The organism is Granulicella tundricola MP5ACTX9, assembly GCF_000178975.2.
Taxonomy (GTDB): Bacteria; Acidobacteriota; Terriglobia; order Terriglobales; family Acidobacteriaceae; genus Edaphobacter; species Edaphobacter tundricola.
In genome coordinates this window covers 1542632-1561578 of sequence record NC_015064.1, presented here as the reverse complement: position 1 = coordinate 1561578, position 18947 = coordinate 1542632, and the positions used below count along the sequence as shown (strand labels likewise).

The window sequence follows — 18947 nt, the reverse complement described above, 5'->3', positions numbered from 1 at the left end:
CGCTGCAAAAAATCCCACAACTAGCCTGAAATGTTCAACTTACAAGCAAAAAATAGTTGGGGTATTTACCCAACTCAGTCTGCTAGGCTATTAGTAAGCATAAAAACAAAGAGCTGACCCGGACGAAACACCGTCGTGATTGTCGAATCCCAACACATGCTTTTCATTTTGTCATTCGGCGGCGCAGTGGACGAACCCGCAGTTTGCTTAAAGAAAATCCACTAACCCGAATCAAAACAAGACTTTACAGGAGCCCACCCTTGATTCCAGGGACTTTGCGATTACTTCAAACCGAAGTCCAGACCTAACTCGATTGTTTTGAAGACTTTGAATTAGAAGGGGGGGAGGGGGGAGTACTTCTTCACAGAGGCAAAAAGAACAGGGACAGCCCGAAGGCTGTCCCTGTTCGATGAATCTGGTTGAAGCTTACAGAGGCTGGATGTCCGCAGCCTGCCAGCCCTTGGGTCCCTTGACCACGTTGAACTGGACAGCCTGACCCTCTTGCAGGCTCTTGAAGCCGCTCGAGGTGATTGCCGAGTAGTGCGCGAAAACATCTTCGCCGTTCTGACGGCTGATGAACCCAAAACCCTTGGCGTCGTTAAACCACTTCACTGTTCCCTGTTCCATTGTTTGCTACCTTCTTGTTACGAAATTGACGCTCGACCAAATCGGGGTCCAACAATACAGCCCGTACAGAAACCAATCTGTTCTACCGACAGCTCTAAGCCTAACACGAATAGGACGCAAGTTGGTTACTAAAGAATTTCACCCGTAACTTTATTCCCGTCGCCGGAACGCAAACACCACCGCCAGCAACGGCGGAGCAATCAAAACACCCCAAGGAGGAATGATGATCCCCAGCAGAATCGGCCCCAGAAACGACGCCCACCACGGCACCAGCGTCGTCCGGTGCAGAATGTACGGACTGATCACCAGACCCTCCAGGATCGCGATCACCCCATACAGCCCCAGCACCATGCAAAGCCGGAACAGCGTATCGCCGCCATCGGACAGCGCGGTCGCGATCGCCGGCCCCGCCACCGCCAGCATCCCCCCGATGCCCGGCACAAACTGAAACACTCCACCCAGCAGCGCCCAGAAAGGAGCCCACGGAACCCGCAGAATCTCGAGCCCAATCAACCACAACACACCCACAATCAAAGCATCGAGCGTCACCGCCCGCCACCACCCGGCGAGCGCCCCACCCGCGGTTCTAAAAGAAGCGCCAATCGGTCGATCCATCAAATCCATCACGCACCTCCGCTCCAACCTGCTCATTCGATGCGGCATCAGACCCGCTTGGAGAACAACACACATGGCAGTCATGATGCAGGCCTTCTATTGGGATGCGCCGAAGCTCGAAAACCGCGAACACGACTTCTGGAACTTCATCGCGGAGCGCGTAGAAGACCTGGGCAAAGCCGGCATCAACGCCCTCTGGCTCCCACCCATCAACAAGGGCTCCAGCAATACCTCCATGGGCTACGACCCATACGACTTCTTCGACCTCGGAGACTTCGACCAGAAGGGCGGCACCAAGACCTGGTACGGCAACCGCGCTGAGCTCGAAGCCCTCATCACCAAGGCCCACGCCAACTCGGTCGGCGTCTACGCCGACATGGTCATCAACCACAACTCCGGCGCAGACGAGGAGGAGGTCAACCCCCTCGACGGCGAAAAGCGCTGGACCAAGTTCAACCCGGCCAGCGGCATCTTCCCCCGCGACTGGAACTCCTTCCACCCCAGCCGCTTCGAACGCACCATGGTGGAGGGCGAGCACTTCGCCGGCTTCCCCCATCTCTGCCACCGGAACCCGTCGGTCTACAAAGCAATGTTCGACTACGCCCGACTCATCATCGAAGATCTCGACTTCGACGGCTTCCGCTTCGACTTCGTCAAGGGCTACGGAAGCTGGATGATCAGCCTCCTCTCGAAATACCAGTATGAGAAGAAGGACATGAAGGAGTTCATGCCCTATGTCGTCTGTGAGCTATGGTCCGGCGGTGACGACATCGACATGTGGCTCGACAAGGCCAACAGCGTCACCGACAACCAGATCGCCGCCTTCGACTTCCCCCTGCGCTACCAGCTCAAGGCCGTGTGCGACCAACCCAACTACGACCTCCGCAACCTCACCCGCGACGGATCCGTCGTCATGGCCCGCCCCGCCCACGCCGCCACCTTCGTCGACAACCACGACATGGGCGAAGACATCATCCAGAACGATAAGCTCATGGCCTACTCCTTCATCATGGTCCATGAGGGCTACCCCTGCATCTTCTGGTTCGACTACTACAACAACGGCCTTGCCCGCCCCTTCACCCCCAACGGCATTAACGCCCTCATCGAAGCCCACCACAAGTACGCCGGGGGCGACTCCCAGATCCTCCACGCCGACCCCGACCTCTACATCATGCAGCGCGTCGGCTGGAAGGATGACAAGACCGACCAACCCGGCCTCGTCTACGTCCTCAACAACCTGGGCGACAAGTGGTCCGGCACCTCGGTCAAGACAAAGTGGTGCAACCAGCGCATGGTCCCCATCGCATGGGACGGCCACGGCCTGTACGGGGAGGTCGCCCACCCCGACGAGCGCCGCACCGACGCCGAAGGCAACTGCGAGTTCCCCGCCCCACCCCGGGGCTACTGCATCTACGTCCCCATCGCAGACGACGCGAACAAGGATGAGGCAATCGCCGGAGTTTAGAGCGCAGAGGATGGCCACCTCGGTGGTCATCCTCTGCTAGGCTTAACTCATGAAATTTGGCGTGCTGGTCTTCCCTGGTTCCAACTGCGATCACGATACCTACAACGTAGCGGCCAACGTCCTCGGCGCTGAGACCACGATGCTCTGGCACGAGTCCACCGACCTCCAGGGCTGCGACGTCATCCTCGTCCCCGGCGGCTTCGCCTATGGCGACTACCTCCGCACTGGCGCCATCGCCAGCTTCGCCCCCATCATGCAGCCGGTCAAGCGCTTCGCCGACTCCGGTGGCCTCGTCCTTGGCATCTGCAATGGCTTCCAGATCCTGTGCGAGTCCGGCCTCCTCCCCGGCGCCCTCATGCGCAACGCCGCCCAGCACTACCTCTGCAAGCAGGTCCACCTCCGCACGGAGACGGCCGACTCCCCCTTCACCCATGGCCTGAAGAAGGGCCAGGTCGTCCGCATGCCGGTGGGTCATATGGAAGGCAACTACTTCTGCGATGCCGAGACGCTCTCTCAACTCAAGAAAAATGACCGCATCGCCTTCCGCTACGCCAGCGTAGACGGCTCAACCGAAGCCGAGCACAACGCCAACGGCTCGCTCGAGAACATCGCCGGCATCCTCAGCGAGGGCCGCAATGTCCTCGGCATGATGCCTCACCCGGACCGCTCCAGCGAAGCACTCCTTGGCTCCGCCGACGGCCTCAGCATCTTCAAGTCCATCGCCCAGTCAATGGCCGGAGTATCCTAGGCGAGCTATGGTAGACATCCATCATCATCTTCTGTGGGGCCTGGACGACGGCGCCAAGGACTTCGAGACCTCCGTGGCCATGGCCAAGGCCTCAGCCGCCGATGGCGTCACCGAGATCGTCTGCACCCCCCACGCCAACGGCAAGTTCAACTTCGATCCCATGGTGAACGCCGCCAAGGCCGCCCAGCTACAAGCCAGGCTGGACGCAGACGGAATCAAGCTCAAGGTCGGTCTGGGATGCGACTTCCATCTCTCCTACGACAACATCCTCGAGGCCAAGGAAAACCCAACCAAGTTCAGCGTCAACGGCCTCGGCTACCTGATGGTCGAGATCCCGGACTACGGCGTTCCGCGCGGCCTCAACGAGACCTTCTACGAGCTGCAACTGGTCGGACTGACCCCAGTCCTGACCCATCCCGAGCGCAATCCTACGCTGCAGAGCGACCTTCCCCGGCTTGCCGAATGGATGCGCGGCGGCGTCCTGGTGCAGGTCACGGGCGACTCCGTCACCGGCAAGATGGGCAAAGACGCCGAGAAGATGGCCCACACCCTCCTCTCCCGCCGCTGGGTCCACTTCCTCGCCACGGACGCCCACAACGTCAGCTCCCGTCCACCCCGTCTCAGCGAAGCCCGGGACCTGGTCGCACGGAAGTACGGCAGTGAATACGCGGACAGCCTGGTCGAGACCAATCCCCGAGCCGTCTTCGATGGAACTCGCTTTGAAGCTCAGGCGGAGCCGCTTGGCCTCTACGAGGAGTTCAAAGACACCCCCTGGTGGCGGCGCATCCTAGACTCCGTGAAGAGCTAAAGCCCTAACCCACCATCCACAGCCAGCAACTGCCCCGTGATGAAGTGCGGGCCCGTCGCAAAGAAGAGCGCAGCCGCAGCCACATCCGCTGAGGTTCCATTGCGCTTCATCGGAGTGCGATCCGCAAAGTGCTGGTAGGCCGCGCCTACCTCCCCTTGCACGATCATCCCCGGCGCAATGCAGTTCACACTGATCTCGGGTGCCCAAGCCTTCGCCATCGTCTGCGACAGCATGTGCAGGGCGGCTTTGGATGTGCAGTAGTGCGCATGGGTCGACCACGGCTCTAGCCCACCCAGGGACCCAATGTTGATGATGCGTCCCTGGCTCTCGCGTAGGTGCGGGAAAGCAGCCTGCGCCATCAAAAATGGTCCGCGCGTATTCGCAGCGAACATCGCATCCCACTCGCCAGGCGTGATCGATTCAAGCGCCGCCGAAGCGAATGTCCCGGCATTGTTCACCAGCAGATCGAGCCGTCCGTGAGCTGCAATCACCGATGTAACAGCATCCTTGATGTCTTCCGGGTTGTTCAGATCACACTGCCAGGTGGTCGCCTTCACTCCCAGACCGGCGAGCTCCGCAACAGTCTCATCGGCTTCAGCCGCAGAGGCGCGATAGGTGATCGCAACATCCGCCCCTGCCTGCGCCAGCGTCAGAGCGATCGCACGGCCAATCCGCTTGGCGGCACCGGTGACGAGCACGGACTTGCCTGCAAGCAACTTCGAAGTTTGTTGAGATGAAGCGGCAAACTGACTCACAGTTGAGGAGGAACTCCGGATGGATTCCCAGGTGTGCCGTTCTGCGTATTTCCAGGAGTCGCATTCGGCGAAACCGGCGATATAGGATTTGGATCGCTCGTATGGTTCGTCGGCTTGGGAGTCTGGATGACCGAAGGAGTCGAAGGCTTCGCCGGCTCCTGTACCCCCCAGCCACGCTCAGAGGCTTTGCCTGAGTTATCGACGTAGGTAGAGATCTGCGCACGCGGCGGCAACATCGTCACCGCAATCTGCCGCGTTGGCTCGTTGACCACGTACTGCTGAGCGAACGTAGCCAAACCATCCGCAATCACCTGCACATCGACGTTGGAGCCCGTCGGAATGATATCGATGATCGCGGTGCCTTCCTCGTTGGTCTTGACTTCGAGATTGCCTTCGTCCTTGCCATCTTTGATCGAATGGAAGATGACGGCAGCATTTGCAACTGGCTTCTGGTTCGAACCTTTTGTGACCTGAACCTCAATGTGCGAGGTCGCCGGAGGGGCTTTGTACTTACGTCCGCGGCGTGCATTATCTTGCCCGTGAGCTACTGGAGCGAGCGCTGAAAGCGCGAGCGTTAAGGCAAACGTACAGGTTGCGTATCGATGAAACAGCATGAGTGGGATTTTACGCTGTACAAACTCTTGCGGTCGACCTGCCGGCCCAAACCAACCCCGTTTTCCAGAGTTGCGCGAAGTTCACTCACATTTCACGTTGTGCGGTTGACATGCTCCCTCCCCAAGTCTATCTTTAGCAATCGAAGGGCTCGAGTGCTAACCCGCTTGCATCTGCCCGATCTACACCTGAAGTTCAAGCTTGACCAAGGAGATTTAAAGCATGGCAACAACGTCATTTACTCCGCTTCACGATCGTATTCTCGTCCGTCGCACCGAAGAGGGCGAAACCATGCGTGGCGGCATCATCATCCCGGATTCGGCCAAGGAAAAGCCGCAGCAGGGTGAGGTTGTTTCGGTTGGCAAGGGTAAGTCGAACGACGAAGGCAAGGTCTTCCCGCTCGATGTCAAGGCTGGCGACACCATTCTTTTCGGCAAGTACTCCGGTACCGAGATCAAGCTCGACGGCGAAGAGCTGCTCATCATGCGCGAAGAAGAAGTCCTCGGAATCGTCTCCAAGTAGTGCTTCGCACCGTCTTGGACGGCTTCGCCGTGTGCGCTTTGGAAGCTTCCAGCTCCTGAGCCACACCTAAGAAACATTACAAACATCTTGCCGGTTTAGACCGGCACATGGAGCAAAGCATCATGGCAAAACAGATTCTGCACGGAGAAGATTCCCGCCAGGCTATCCTGCGCGGCGTAAACATCCTCGCCAATGCGGTCAAGGTAACCCTTGGACCCAAGGGCCGCAACGTCGTCATCGAGAAGAAGTTCGGTTCCCCGACCATCACCAAGGACGGCGTCACCGTTGCCAAGGAGATCGAGCTCGAGAACGCGCTTGAGAACATGGGCGCGCAGATGGTGCGTGAGGTCGCCTCCAAGACCTCTGACGTTGCCGGCGACGGCACCACGACCGCGACGGTTCTGGCCCAGGCCATCTACCGCGAGGGCGTAAAGACCGTTGCTGCCGGTGCAAACCCGATGGCGCTCAAGCGCGGCATCGACAAGGCTGTCGAGGCCATCATCGGCAAGCGCGATGAGCATGGCGTTGTTCAGGGCGGCGCTCTCAGCGCATTCTCGAAGCCTGTCTCGGGCGACATGATTGCACAGGTCGGAACCATCTCGGCCAACTCCGACGCTCAGATCGGCACCATCATTGCCGCAGCCATGAACAAGGTTGGCAAGGACGGCGTCATCACCGTTGAAGAGTCGCGCACCATGGAGACCCAGTTGGATGTGGTTGAGGGCATGCAGTTCGATCGCGGCTACCTCTCCCCTTACTTCGTCACCGATGCCGAGCGCATGGAAGTTGCTCTTGAGAACCCCTACATCCTCATCTACGAGAAGAAGATCTCGTCCATGAAGGACCTGCTCCCCCTGCTCGAGCAGATTGCCCGCACCGCCAAGCCCCTCGTCATCATTGCTGAGGATGTTGACGGCGAAGCGCTTGCGACCCTCGTGGTCAACAAGCTGCGTGGCACGCTGAACGTGGCTGCAGTGAAGGCTCCTGGCTTCGGCGATCGTCGCAAGGCGATGCTCGAAGACATTGCAACCCTCACGGGAGGCAAGGCGATCACGGAAGACCTCGGCATCAAGCTTGAGGGCGTCAAGATCGAGGATCTGGGAACTGCCAAGCGCGTCACGATCGACAAGGATAACACCACGATCGTGGATGGCGGCGGCGAGAACTCCAAGATCGAGGGTCGCGTGAAGGAGATTCGCGCACAGGTCGAGAAGACCACCTCCGATTACGACCGTGAGAAGCTGCAGGAGCGCCTGGCCAAGCTGGTTGGCGGCGTTGCAGTCATCAAGGTTGGCGCGGCTACCGAGACTGAGATGAAGGAAAAGAAGGCTCGTGTTGAGGATGCGATGCATGCTACGCGCGCGGCTGTCGAAGAAGGCATCGTCCCGGGCGGCGGAGTGGCTTTGATTCGCTGTTCCGCAGCTGTCGATGCGCTCATCAAAACGCTGGAAGGTGATGAAAAGATTGGTGCTTCCATCATTCGCCGGGCGATTGAAGAGCCGTTGCGGATGATCGTTTCGAATGCTGGTGAAGAGGGTGCTGTGGTGATCGGGAAGATCAATGAATCGAAGGATTCCAACTTCGGCTACAACGCCGGAACTGGCGCCTACGAGGATCTGGTTGCCGCGGGAGTCATTGATCCTACAAAGGTTACGCGGACGGCGCTGCAGAATGCAGCTTCGATCTCGGGCCTGATGCTCACCACCGAAGCCATGATCTCCGAGATTCCGGAGAAAAAAGAGGCTGCGGGCGGTGGACATAACCATGGTGGTGGCGGTATGGACGGCATGTACTAAAAGTCCCTGCAACACAACAACTTGCAGCAACTATTCACAGCCTTGCATCCACGATGCAAGGCTGTTCTTTTTACCACAAATCGTGGTGTTTCACCATAACTTCGCCTAGGGGCGCGAGCCCTGGAGGAGGATGTCCACGAACATGCGTGCCTTGGCGGGCCAGTCGTCCGTGTTGCCTGCGAAGGCGATGCCGTAGATGGCTCGGAGCATATCCATGAGGTCAACGTCGGGGCGAAGATCGTGGGTGGCTACGGCTCGGGTGGCGAGGGCTTTGGCGGCGTCTTCCATGATCTGGCCGCCTTGCTGAAAGACGCGGGATGGGCCGCCAGCCATCGCATCGAGCGCGGAGGCGATGATCTTTTTTGTGGCGATGTAGTCGATGAAGACGAGCAGCCAGGCACGCAGGGCTTCGATGGGTGGGAGCTCGGCTGAGAGCTTCTTCTGGGCTTCAGCGAGCTTTTCAACCTCGGTGATGTAGACGGCCGAGAGGAGGTCGTCGCGGGTGGGAAAGTGGCGATAGAGGGTGCCGGGGCCGATCCTGGCGCTCCTGGCAATCTCGTCCATGCTGGCGTTTCCGCCGCTCCGGGTGAAGACCTCCCTGGCGACGTCAAGGATAAGGGCGCGGTTGCGCTGGGCGTCGGCGCGGGGTTTGCGGGCGGGGGGCTCGGCCGGAGATGTGGGGAGTGGTTTTTTCATCGAAGATATTTGCAACCGGAGACAGTCTCCGGTAATCTCATCTGCGTAACGGAGATTGACTCCGTTTTATCGCGGCTTGCGCCGTGTGTCAAAGGTTTGAAACAGGAGAGTGTGAGATGGCAGTTCAGTTTGGTGCGAAGTCGACAACGGATGAGGTTCTTGCGGGCGTGGACCTGAAGGGGAAACGGATCCTGGTGACGGGCGTTTCAGCCGGGCTGGGGATCGAGACGGCGCGTGCGCTGGCGGCGCATGGCGCGGATGTGGTGGGCGCGGCGCGGGATCTCGATAAGGCGAAGCGTGCGACCACGGAGGTCAGCAAAGCTGCGGCAGAGGCGGGCGGGAGCCTGGAGCTGATCGAGCTGGATCTGGCGGACCTGAAGAGCGTGCGTGCCGCGGCGGACAAGCTGGTGGCCGATGGACGGCCGTTCGATGTGGTGATTGCGAATGCGGGTGTGATGGCTACGCCGGAGGGCAAGACTGCGGACGGCTTCGAGACGCAGTTTGGGACGAATCATCTGGGGCACTTTGTGTTTGTGAACCGGATTGCGGGGCTTATCAGAGAGGGTGGACGGCTGGTCAATCTGTCTTCTTCCGGGCATCGTTTTGGCGATGTGGATTTGAACGATCTGAACTTCGAGACGACGGCGTATGACGCGTTTCTGGCGTATGGACGGTCGAAGACGGCGAATATTCTGTTTGCGGTGGAGTTCGACCGGCGGCATCGCGAGCATGGTGTGCGGGCTGCGGCGGTGCATCCGGGCGGGATTCATACGGAGCTTGCGCGGCATATGCCTGATGGTGCGATTGCGGCGTTTATCGATCAGTTGCAGGAGCAGCGTGCCGCGGAGGGCGAGCCGCCGTTCGAGTTCAAGACCATTCCTGAGGGTGCGGCTACCTCAGTCTGGGCGGGCGTGGTGGCAGCAGCCGATGAGGTTGGCGGGAGGTACTGCGAGGACTGCCATGTTGGAGTGGTCCTTCCTGCCGATCGTCAGGTGAGCGCGATCAGCACCGGGGTGCGCGGGTATGCGCTCGATCCGGCGACTGCGAAGGCGCTCTGGACGAAGAGCGAGGGACTGGTGGGCGAGACGTTCGCTTAACAGTACGCGTGATGGTTTACGAAATGGTCTGTGCGCCCTGCCCCTTCCCTGACGGATGGGGTGGGGCACACTGGCGTTTGGAGTCTTGTGGCGATGGGGCTCAAGCGCCGACTGCGTCTGAACCGAAGATTGCGGTGCGGGTACTTGCTGCAATCGAACTGAGCAGGCGCGAAAGATGTATACCCAGTCGTACCGCTTTGTCGTGATCGGCTGTCAGTGAGTGCATCGGCGATTTTGCACCAACACAGACCCGTTCTTTCACGCAAACATGCGCCTAAGAGTTATTTCGGCAAAGTCGTACAACGTCTTAGGCGGTATGTGGCGCAACTGACATCACTTCGCCCTCCTATGTCGGGAGTTTCGTCAGCAGCGCGCGGGTCTCGGCGACAACGCGGTCCTGAAATGTGCGGTCCCGGACGAGCGTTGAGCCCTGCATGGGATGGCCGCCTTCGTCATAGTAAACACCGCTCGGGCCAGAGGAATCAGTTAGTATCCTGGTGAACACACGAGCTGCTCGCTTGGGTGTGCTCAAGACCTTTACGAACGGAACCAAGAGCAGAACGAGTACAGAGGTCAGTATTTTGCGGGGCACATTCATGTGGTCATGCAGACCCGTGGCGAGCATGATGCCCGGCTCGACTGCATTTATACGCAGCCGCGGGTTTTCGCGTGCGAACGCCATCGCCGTGACGATGTTGCACTGCTTCGACGTGGCATAAGCGTCCATTCCTGGCTTGGTCGAACCGCCCGGCCCCCACTTGCCATGCAAGCTTTCCTCGGCAGAAAGGTAGCGGCCACCACGAAAGCCAGCCCGCACCGCGAGCTTGCGCTCCGGGTCTTCCGTTGCCGAACCGACGAAGAGTACATTCGCACCATCCTCAAGATGCGGCAGTAAAACTTCTGTCAGGAGGAACGGACCAAGATGATTCGTCACAAACGTATTGTCCCAGCCGTCCCCGGTCTTCGTCACGTCCGGGTTCTGGATTCCCGCGTTGTTGAGCAAGCCGACGATCGACAGATTAAGCGAAACAATGTCCGCTCCAGCGCGATGAACACTTGCCAGATCTGAGAAGTCACAGACAACCGATACTGCCCGTCCGCCCAGGTGCTCGATTTCCTTCTTTGTCTTAGCGAGCTTGGCGGCATTTCGGCCCACGAGAACCAGTATGCCAAGCTTGACCATGTTGAGAGCGGTTGCGCGGCCGGAGCCTGAAGTTGGTCCAGTAAGGACGTACGCCTTACTCTCCGTGTTGCTCTTTATTTTCGGCATTGCTTTCTCCTTGTAATGGCTGGCTAGACAGTTATAGGCTGTGTGGCAAAAAACTACATCATCATGCGCCACACAGCATCGAACCCATCCATGCAGTGCTTCCTCGCGTGCTTTGGTTCCTGACTCATAAAGTCCATCGTCGCGTCCGCTGCCGAATTCAGCAGCAGCGCAACGAAACCCATTGGGACTTTGCTCATTGGCCCTGCTGCACGGCAGTCCTCCATCAACGCTCCCAGGGGGCGCATTGCCTTGTGTGCCGCAGCACGCGTCTCCGGTGTAATCGCGTCAGAAACGTTCAACTGGCTCAGTGCCTTGCGCTTGTCAGGGAAGGACACAGCCCACTGCGTCCAGTTCCGCCATACCTTGAAAAATTTCTCCCGGGAGAATTCACTCTCCTGCACGCCTTCGATTGCGGCGACAGCCATCTCGCTCTTGAGTTCGAGGTAGAGCTGATTAAAGAGGTCTGCTTTGGTTGGGAAATAGGTAAACAGTGAGCCATTCGGGATGCCTGCCTCTTTGGCGATTCTCATCGTAGGCGCGCTCAATCCCTGTGCCACGATCAACTGCGTAGCCGCGGCTAGAATGGCACTGCGCTTGTCGTCGCTCCGTACCCTGGTCATAAGCAAAAGCATAGTTCATAACCGTCTAGCCAGTCAATAAAACCTCAATTTCAAAAGTCCTACTATCCCGTTAGGACTGGATTGACGCACCGCACCGCGAGCATTCTCAAGTGGTGATGTCAGGCCAATGCACTCATCGACAGGCTCAGACCACTCTTCGCGCAGTTCTGAGACGAGGCTCTTCGAATTTGAGGAGTACTTAACTCCGGCAACTTATGCGGCAGTCGTCTCATGCTGGGAATGTAAAAACTTGCGGGAACTTTGGATTCCGAACATGCAGATGTAAGTTCGTGCGTGGGTGATGAAGGATTGCGGGCGCAGGACCGCGTCTGCTCAGAGGCAGAGGATCATGTGTGCTTGTGTGGTTAGGAGCGGATGCCGAGGGCTCTGCGGTACTCGGTTGGGGTTACGGCGCAGATGGAGCGGAAGACCCGGGCGAAGTGCTGCGAGGTGCGGAAGCCGCAGCTGATGGCTACGTCAAGCATGCGCAGCTTCGGGGATTTGAGGAGATCCTTGGCGTGCTCGACTCTGGCGTTCAGGACGAACTGATGGGCGGGCTGGCCGGTGGACCTGCGGAACATCTGGTTGAAGTAACTGGCGCTCAGACCGGCGGCGGTTGCCATCTCCTGAAGCGAGATCTCCTGATCGATGCGTCCGTAGACGAGATGCTTGACCCGGGCGAGCTGGGTTGGGGTGAGGCCGCAGTGGTAGTGCGGCAGGCTTCGTTTGAGATTGCCGCGAAGCTGCACGAGCGCCGACGCGAGGGCCTGCGCGATGGAGTCCATGTACAGGCGACCGGAGAGGCTTCCTCCTTCTTCCTCGGCCTGGATGGCGGCGATGAGGGCGGCGACGCGTTTGTCTTCAAAGTGCGTGCTGCTGTGAATCTCGACGGAGTCGGCTCCGGCTTCGTTGGCGATGGCGCGGAAGGCTTCGTCGGGGAGATCGACTTTGAGGATCCTGATGTCGCTGTCCCAGCGGACGAACTCGTCGATGCCTCGGTTGCAGACGATGAGATCGCCGGCGGCATAGGAGTAGTCGATGAGTTTGTTGCGGATGATGCCGTGCTGGTAACGGCCGGGTGAAAGGACCTTGGCTAACGACTGCTGGTGCTGCATGTAGTACGTCGGCTCGGGATTGATGAAGCTTTCAAGATGCTGCAGTTGCAGGCCAGTCTCTTCGACCATGGCGAACCTCCGTCTGTCCGGAGTCTGCGAATTCCGACGATGTGTTCAAGCCTACGCTTCGTGCGGGCAGGACGGGGGTTCGCGTGAGGAAGAATGGCGGTCAGCGGGTGGTTGGATAGCCGGGGAGATGCTCTGCGATCTCATCCGGAGAGAGCATGCGGAGGCCATACTTCATGAAGACGGCCATGGTGTCGGTGAGGTCGGCGGTAGCGTAGGTCTCCATGTCCGAGGGGATCTGCATGGCGCGGGCGGGGGCGTTCATGTTGTTGATGGCGTTCATGAAGCCGCCGGGGGTCATGAGGGCGAGGACGTGGCACTCCTCGGACTGGATGAGATAGGCGTGGGGAACCTTCTTGGGGAGAAAGACAGACTCTCCGGCTTTGACGGTGAGGACCTTGCCCTGAGCAAAGACTTTGAGCTCGCCGGAGAGGATGTAGAAGAGCTCGTCTTCACGGTCGTGGATGTGCGGCGGTGGCTCGGTTCCCTGCTTCATCCTGGATTCGACGAGATCGAATGCGCCGCCTGTATCTGAACCGCCGGCGAGTTGGCTGACCAGGATGCCCTTGTACCAGGTGGAGTTTTCGAGAGTGGGAGAGCTTTTGTAGGCTTTGAGTGTGTTCATGATTTTCCTTCTTCCTTTGCGATGACGCTTGAACTATCTGAACGCAGGGGAAGAGGTGGGTTGGGTCTGATTGAGAGATCCGGGTCTGATCGATCGATGAAATGTTTTCGGGTCCGGATGTTTGCGGGATTCACAGATGCGGTTGACCTGGGTGGCATACCATTAGGCGAGAAAGAGGGCCTGCCTAATGAGTGTTACCGTCCTGATCAAAGATGCCAACGTTTACTACCTTTGCAAGAACGGAGGCGACGCTTCCACGAATCACGATCTTCTGGCCCTGCCGGGGATGGCGGCCGTGGACTTTACGGGAATGGCTGCGCTGACGACGTTTACTATCTCCACGAAACGTAGCGTCGTCGGCTCTGCAGCAGAGTGGCTCAACGTGAGCGATGATGCGTTTCTCCGGTTCAAGAACGGTGGTAAACGGCTGCCTTCGGAGACCGAAAAGCTGGTGGTGCATGATGGTGGGGTTGCGCTGAAACGCCAGCGGCTCGACCGTGAAAGCAAGCCGGTGATGGAAGGCGATGTCGGTCCGTACGCGCGGGGCGCGGGGAACCTGAAGAAGGGTAACTTGACCACGGCCACGAACAGTAAACCGACAGCGTGGGCGGTGGGGACTGCGGGGACGCCGGCCTACTTTGAGACAGATCCCTCCCATCCAAACGATCTGAACCGCGATCACCAGAACAACGCGGCTTCGCTGAAGAAGCGTAAGAGGGATGACAGGGATGGGATGACGATCGCCATTCCGCAGTGGATTCATATGAACGGATATACGTTCGGCAACAAGGCGAAGGCGGGCAAGATCAAGAAGGGCACGACCTTGTCGCGGACGGAGTGGATTTCGCAGAACCCCTCTCCGGCGTTCTTCAAGGAGGTCTACCAGACGATCCGGTTCTACGCCGATAGCGGAAACCTGACATACGAGACGGTGGGGTCTTACCGGTACCTTTACAAGCGCAATACGCAGCTGGGAACCTGCTCGGCTACGTCCGATCTGGATCAGTTGTTCATGCACTATCTGGGGCTGGCGACGTAATCTTTCAGACGACGGGCGCGGCTTACTTCGGCATTGGGATGGAGATGGCTTTGCCGGTGCCGCGCTCTGCGATCCAGATGGTATTGCCTGCGGGTTCTACGGCGGTGGGAGTCGTCAGGCCTTCTTTGAGGACGGTTACGCTGGCCCTCTCGCCGGTGATGGTCAGGAGGGAGATGCGGCCGCTGCCGTTCTCCGCTACGAGGAGCTTGCCTGCGGCGGAGCGCATGCCGTCGGGGCCTTTGACGGGCTGATCCATCCAGATGTCGATGGGGCGACCAGGTTTTCCAGCGGCGTCTACGGGGATGCGGTAGAGCTTGTTGAAGACGACGTTGTTGACGTAGAGGACGCCGTCCAGGAAGGTGATGCCGTCTACGCCGTTGAGGAGGCGGTCTTCCAGGTAGAGCTCCGGGGTGGTGGCTCCGGATGCGAGGCGATAGATCTTGCTGTTGGCGGTGTCGGTGAAGTAGAGGGCTTTGTCGGGGGCGGGGGCGAGGGCGAGGTCGTTGCAGGTGCTGGTCTCACCGGGGAGGGTCCAGCGGAGCCTGGGCGCGGCGGTGGTGAGGTCGAAGGCGCGAAGGGTGGTGCGGCGGCGGGTGGGTTTGGTGTCGGGGATGGGGGTGAGCTGGCAGGACCAGAGGGTGTTGGTGGCGGACTCGGCGAGCATGCCGAAGAAGAAGGTGCCGGGGCCTTCGGCGGTGGCGTCGACGAACTTCTCCGCGGTGGCGGAACCGGGGCGGAGCTTGTAGATGAAGGGGCTGCTGGCGCTGCCGACGATGAGGACGCCGTTGGGCGCGAGGGTGAGGGATTCAGGCTGGGATTTGGCGTCGGCGATGAGGGTTTCCGAGGCGGGGGCCTGGGCGGAGGCGATGGAGGTCAGGACGGCGAAGGTGATGGCTAGGCTGCGGGCGCTGAAGCTGGGCATCGAATGCTGATCCTGATGGGGGAAGTGGGGACGGGATCAGAGTAGCAGGGTTGCAGACGTGAAAAAGCCGGACTCTTGCGAGTCCGGCTGAGGTGGGTTGAGTTTCGGGTTAGGCTTGCGGAGCTTCGTGGTTGCCGGGGCGAACGACGTCGGCGTGGCGCAGCTTGAGTTTGGGTATGGAGCTTTTGACGTTGATGCGGACGAGCTGGGTGCGGCCCATGGCGCCGGCATCGGCCTGGAAGGTGGCGATGAAGGTCTCGGAGATGTCCTTCTGGAACTCCTTGAAGAAGGGCAGGAGCGAGACGGGATTGCCCATGCCCTGGTAGTAGGCTTCTCCGCCGGTGGCCTGGGAGAGCTGGTTGAGGTAGGACTGGCCGCTGAAGCTGGCGCGTCCGCCACGGATGCCTGCGTCGCCGTAGTAGATGGAGGAGACGGCTACGCCTGCGCGCTGGGCGTCGGCGATGGCGGTTTCGACGTAGGGGCTGTCCTGGTTGAGCACGGAGGTCGAACCGTTGTAGGGGTCGACGCCGTTGGTGATCATGATGGCGAAGCGTGCGCTGGTGCCGGAACGGGGGCCTGAGTCTGAGGAGGAGTCGTTGCCGGGCCAGTGCTTGACGAACTCGGACAGGCAGAAGTACGGGCTGGCGGAGATGCCGGGGATGCCGAAGGGGATGCGGATGGCGTTGACCGCATCCTCATGATTCGTGGTGAATTGGGAGGCTACGCGGACGCCTCCGTTGGACATGTAGCCGACGAGGATCTCGGTGCCGGTGGGGAGGGTCTCGATGAACTTCTTGACGTCTTCGAGCTGGACGGCGGCGCTGCGGCGGAGGCCATCGTCGATGAGGAGGGCGATCTGAACGCCGGTGGGCGGGATGGGCTGGATGCTGGTGAGCTGGACTTGACGGTTGTTGACTTCGAGCTTGGTGGTGTCGAGGGTGGGGATGGCGGGGTTCTTGGAATCGACACGGATAAGGGTCTGGGTTGGGACCAGGCCCTCCTGCTGGGCTTGCGCTACAGCCAGGGGAAGCAATGTGGCAAAGGTCAGTGCAGAGAGGAGTTTCATGCGCATGGTTGAGGGTCCTTTGCCCTCACACGATTAGACGCAGAAACTGGGGGGTGGGTTCGGGGACGTGCATATGATTGCCTTCTGAGGAAAGCGAATCACTGAGGACACGGAGGGTAGAACGAGGACACAGAGAAGACTCTCTCTTTTTGCTCTGTGTTCTCTGTGATTCGCTTTCCTTTCTAGTCGCCGCCTAAGCGGAGTTTGAGGCCGGCGCGGATGGTGAGGGGGGGGCCGGGGTAGCCGATGGGGCCTATGTGCTGGTCGTTGAGGAGGTTGGTGAGGTCTGTGAAGAGCATGAGGTTGTGGAAGACGGAGTAGCTGAGGTTGGCGTCGAGGCGGGTGTAGCCGAAGTCGAGGTTATGGGTGGGGAGTGCGAGGGTGGGGGTGAAGGTGCTGTCGTCCGAGCGGCCGGCGAGGGAGGCGGCGAGGCCGGCGGAGAGGGCTCGGCCGGTGTACTGGATGGTGAAGTAGCCGGTGTTGGCGGGGCGACGGAAGGGGCGGGAGCCGACGACTGGTGTGTAGAGGCTGGTGGTTGCTGCAGACTGCTCGATGAGCGAGGCCATGTAGGTGTAGCCGCCGCGGATGAAGAGGCGGGCGAGGGGCTGGTAGCGAAGCTCGGTGGTGAAGCCCTGGGTGCGGAAGGCCTGGGTGCCGGAGAGGGCGAGGGCGTTGGGGGCGAGCTGCTCGGTCTGGTGGGAGAACTGGTTGTGGAAGTAGGCGGCGTGGAGGATGAGCTTGCGACCCAGGATGTTTTGATCGACGGCGAGGTCCAGGGTGCGGGAACGCGCAGGAATGGTGACCTTGGAGACGATCTCCGGGAGGCCGGGCTCGCGGGAGGACGCGGCGACGGTGGCGTGGAGCGAGGTGCCACGGAAGCGGCGTGCGCCGAGGTACACGGGCGTATAGGTCAGGCCGAGGCGGGGGGAGCCGGTGAAGCCTATGAAGTTGGAGTGGTTGAGATCGCCGGAGGCCTCTCCGAAGAGGCGGTGTTTGTATTCTGCCTTGAAGGCGGTGGCGAAGGTGAGGTTGGTGAGGTTGAAGCTGCTGCTGAAGCTGGGGGCTGGTGTTCCCTGCTGCTGACTGGGAGCGAGGCCGGCCTGGGCGTCGAGGGCTCGCTCATTCTGGTAGCGGAAGGTGAAGAGGCCGGTGAGCCATTGGGTGAGGGGATAGTCGGTCTGGTAGGTGGCCTGGTCGCGGTTAGTGGCCTGGTCTGCGCGTGCGGGGAGGTTGGGGTAGGTGGCGAGGCCGGTGATCGTCGAACCGTTGGCTCCGCGCAGGGTGACGAGGCGCGGGGCGGGTTCGGTGTAGACGAAGAGCTGCTCACGGCGGCGGACGAGGCCGTAACGGAGCTGATTGTGCCAGCCGCCGGCGGTGCGGGTGTCGAAGGTGAAGGTGCCGTAGAGGTTCTGGGCGGCGTCCCGGGTGCTGGGGGTGAGGCCCAGATCGTAGGCGATGGGGAGCGGGGCGGCGCTGGTCTCCTGGCGCAGGGTGGCGCGGAGGCTGGTGTTGGCGGCGATGTTGTAGCCGGCGTTGAGGGCGGCGGTGCCGGTGTTGAACTGGTCGTTGGAGAGGGCGTTGGAGATGTTGAAGTGGGAGTAGGCGGCGAAGAGGTCTGCGCGGCGACGGGTGAGGGTGACGGCGGCTTCGTTGCGCCAGGCGTGGAGGTTGCCGGCGTCGCCGGAGTAGTCCAGCGCGGGGTGCGCGGTGGAAGCTCGGGGAGTGGCGAAGGCGATGGTGCCGGCTTCCGCGGCGGGGGCTTCGGTGGGGTTGGGGCCGGGGGCCAGCTGGACGGCCGCGGAGCTGGCCAAGGCGGCTAGGCCGGTGGTGGAGAAGGTGCCGTAGTTGAAGGCTCCGCCGAGCGACTGGATGGGCTGGCCGTCGAGCAGGACGGCGTTGGCGTCGGGGTTTGCGCCACGGAGGTACAAGGCCGCGGGCTGGCCTTGCTGGCCGGTCTGGACGAGGAAGGTTGCGGGGGCGAAGGGGAGCTGGCTGGGGATCTGCGCGGGGGTGAGGAGGTGATCGGCGGGGAGCTGGGTGAGGAGGGTGGAGAGCTGCGCGAGGGGTGTGTCCAGATTGTTGGGGAGGGTGGTCTTGAGGGGGGTGAGGGAGGATGGGTCCATGGTGATATCGCGGGTGACGAGATCGGTGCGGCCGGCGTAGAAATCGACGCCGATCTGCGGGGCGAAGTAGGGGGAGGCGGTGAGGAGGAGGAAGCGGCCGGCGACGTCGGTGCGGATCTCGTATTCGCCGTCGACGCCGGAGACTGCGTCCGCGACGGAGCGGGTGCCGGCACCGAGCTGAATGAGCTGAATGCGGGCGCCGGGGACGGGCTGGCCGAAGGGGCCGGTGACGGTGCCCTGGACTACGACCGCGTGGGCGGGGACCGCCAGGGAGAGAAGAGCTAAGGGCAGGAGACGCATCTGGATTGAGGATACGACTCTTGCGAAGGTGGTGGGTGAGCGGGCCGGTTCGATTCTGAG

Annotated in this window: 19 protein-coding genes; 7 read left to right on the top strand and 12 right to left on the bottom strand. The window is 60.5% G+C overall.

The annotated features are described in order from the left end of the window. Positions 1–426: 426 nt before the first annotated feature. Both ACIX9_RS06670 and ACIX9_RS06665 read right to left on the bottom strand, forming a co-directional pair. Positions 427–627, bottom strand: a complete 201-nt coding sequence (locus ACIX9_RS06670; RefSeq protein ID WP_013579717.1) for a cold-shock protein — start codon at positions 625–627, stop codon at positions 427–429. A gap of 150 nt (positions 628–777) precedes the next feature. After that, the gene (locus ACIX9_RS06665) at positions 778–1278 is read right to left on the bottom strand and encodes an AI-2E family transporter (RefSeq protein ID WP_083808506.1); all 501 of its coding nucleotides are present in this window, start codon (positions 1276–1278) and stop codon (positions 778–780) included. Between the two features lie 37 nt (positions 1279–1315). Here ACIX9_RS06665 and ACIX9_RS06660 point away from each other — a divergent pair, with 37 nt between their 5' ends. The 3 genes from ACIX9_RS06660 to ACIX9_RS06650 are packed head-to-tail and all read left to right on the top strand — an operon-like array spanning position 1316 to position 4263. Beyond that, a complete protein-coding gene (locus ACIX9_RS06660) occupies positions 1316–2707 on the top strand; it encodes an alpha-amylase domain-containing protein (RefSeq protein ID WP_013579716.1) in 1392 nt (463 codons plus the stop codon). A gap of 49 nt (positions 2708–2756) precedes the next feature. After that, on the top strand, positions 2757–3455 hold the full coding sequence (gene purQ / locus ACIX9_RS06655; protein ID WP_013579715.1) for a phosphoribosylformylglycinamidine synthase subunit PurQ: 699 nt from the start codon (positions 2757–2759) through the stop codon (positions 3453–3455). Positions 3456–3462: 7 nt separating this feature from the next. Further along, on the top strand, positions 3463–4263 hold the full coding sequence (locus ACIX9_RS06650) for a tyrosine-protein phosphatase (protein WP_013579714.1): 801 nt from the start codon (positions 3463–3465) through the stop codon (positions 4261–4263). Here the strand turns inward: ACIX9_RS06650 and ACIX9_RS06645 are convergent. Then, a complete protein-coding gene (locus ACIX9_RS06645; RefSeq protein ID WP_041596974.1) occupies positions 4260–4979 on the bottom strand; it encodes an SDR family NAD(P)-dependent oxidoreductase in 720 nt (239 codons plus the stop codon). The two genes, ACIX9_RS06650 and ACIX9_RS06645, sit on opposite strands and share 4 nt — an antisense overlap. Positions 4980–5014: 35 nt before the next feature. Continuing rightward, positions 5015–5632, bottom strand: coding sequence for a carboxypeptidase-like regulatory domain-containing protein (locus ACIX9_RS06640; RefSeq protein WP_013579712.1), 618 nt, complete (start codon positions 5630–5632; stop codon positions 5015–5017). Between the two features lie 220 nt (positions 5633–5852). Here ACIX9_RS06640 and ACIX9_RS06635 point away from each other — a divergent pair, with 220 nt between their 5' ends. Next, positions 5853–6152, top strand: a complete 300-nt coding sequence (locus ACIX9_RS06635; protein WP_013579711.1) for a co-chaperone GroES — start codon at positions 5853–5855, stop codon at positions 6150–6152. Positions 6153–6274: 122 nt separating this feature from the next. After that, positions 6275–7948, top strand: a complete 1674-nt coding sequence (gene groL / locus ACIX9_RS06630; RefSeq protein ID WP_013579710.1) for a chaperonin GroEL — start codon at positions 6275–6277, stop codon at positions 7946–7948. Between the two features lie 105 nt (positions 7949–8053). Here groL and ACIX9_RS06625 read toward each other — a convergent pair whose 3' ends face one another. Continuing rightward, complete coding sequence (locus tag ACIX9_RS06625; protein ID WP_013579709.1) at positions 8054–8644, bottom strand: TetR/AcrR family transcriptional regulator; 591 nt, start codon at positions 8642–8644, stop codon at positions 8054–8056. Positions 8645–8760: 116 nt separating this feature from the next. Here ACIX9_RS06625 and ACIX9_RS06620 point away from each other — a divergent pair, with 116 nt between their 5' ends. Next, positions 8761–9741 carry an SDR family NAD(P)-dependent oxidoreductase gene (locus ACIX9_RS06620; RefSeq protein ID WP_013579708.1) on the top strand — a complete coding sequence of 327 codons (981 nt, stop codon included), beginning with the start codon at positions 8761–8763 and terminating at the stop codon, positions 9739–9741. A gap of 346 nt (positions 9742–10087) precedes the next feature. On the opposite strand, the gene ACIX9_RS06615 is transcribed toward ACIX9_RS06620, so the two are convergent. The 4 genes from ACIX9_RS06615 to ACIX9_RS06600 form a co-directional block, all read right to left on the bottom strand. After that, positions 10088–11011: an SDR family NAD(P)-dependent oxidoreductase gene (locus ACIX9_RS06615; protein ID WP_013579707.1), complete on the bottom strand. Its 924-nt coding sequence runs from the start codon at positions 11009–11011 to the stop codon at positions 10088–10090. 53 nt (positions 11012–11064) lie between these two features. After that, on the bottom strand, positions 11065–11631 hold the full coding sequence (locus ACIX9_RS06610; protein ID WP_041597493.1) for a TetR/AcrR family transcriptional regulator: 567 nt from the start codon (positions 11629–11631) through the stop codon (positions 11065–11067). A gap of 365 nt (positions 11632–11996) precedes the next feature. After that, a complete protein-coding gene (locus ACIX9_RS06605; RefSeq protein WP_013579705.1) occupies positions 11997–12815 on the bottom strand; it encodes a helix-turn-helix transcriptional regulator in 819 nt (272 codons plus the stop codon). A 100-nt stretch (positions 12816–12915) separates the two neighbouring features. Continuing rightward, positions 12916–13437 carry a cupin domain-containing protein gene (locus tag ACIX9_RS06600; RefSeq protein ID WP_013579704.1) on the bottom strand — a complete coding sequence of 174 codons (522 nt, stop codon included), beginning with the start codon at positions 13435–13437 and terminating at the stop codon, positions 12916–12918. Between the two features lie 187 nt (positions 13438–13624). Here ACIX9_RS06600 and ACIX9_RS06595 point away from each other — a divergent pair, with 187 nt between their 5' ends. Next, complete coding sequence (locus ACIX9_RS06595; protein ID WP_013579703.1) at positions 13625–14476, top strand: hypothetical protein; 852 nt, start codon at positions 13625–13627, stop codon at positions 14474–14476. Between the two features lie 22 nt (positions 14477–14498). Here ACIX9_RS06595 and ACIX9_RS06590 read toward each other — a convergent pair whose 3' ends face one another. The 3 genes from ACIX9_RS06590 to ACIX9_RS27330 all read right to left on the bottom strand — a co-directional run bounded on the left by ACIX9_RS06590 (position 14499) and on the right by ACIX9_RS27330 (position 18887). After that, positions 14499–15398, bottom strand: coding sequence for an SMP-30/gluconolactonase/LRE family protein (locus ACIX9_RS06590; RefSeq protein WP_013579702.1), 900 nt, complete (start codon positions 15396–15398; stop codon positions 14499–14501). A gap of 109 nt (positions 15399–15507) precedes the next feature. Then, the gene (locus ACIX9_RS06585; RefSeq protein WP_013579701.1) at positions 15508–16470 is read right to left on the bottom strand and encodes a vWA domain-containing protein; all 963 of its coding nucleotides are present in this window, start codon (positions 16468–16470) and stop codon (positions 15508–15510) included. Between the two features lie 176 nt (positions 16471–16646). Beyond that, positions 16647–18887 (bottom strand): TonB-dependent receptor, encoded by a 2241-nt coding sequence (locus ACIX9_RS27330; RefSeq protein ID WP_013579700.1) that lies wholly within the window; start codon positions 18885–18887, stop codon positions 16647–16649. Positions 18888–18947: the final 60 nt, after the last annotated feature.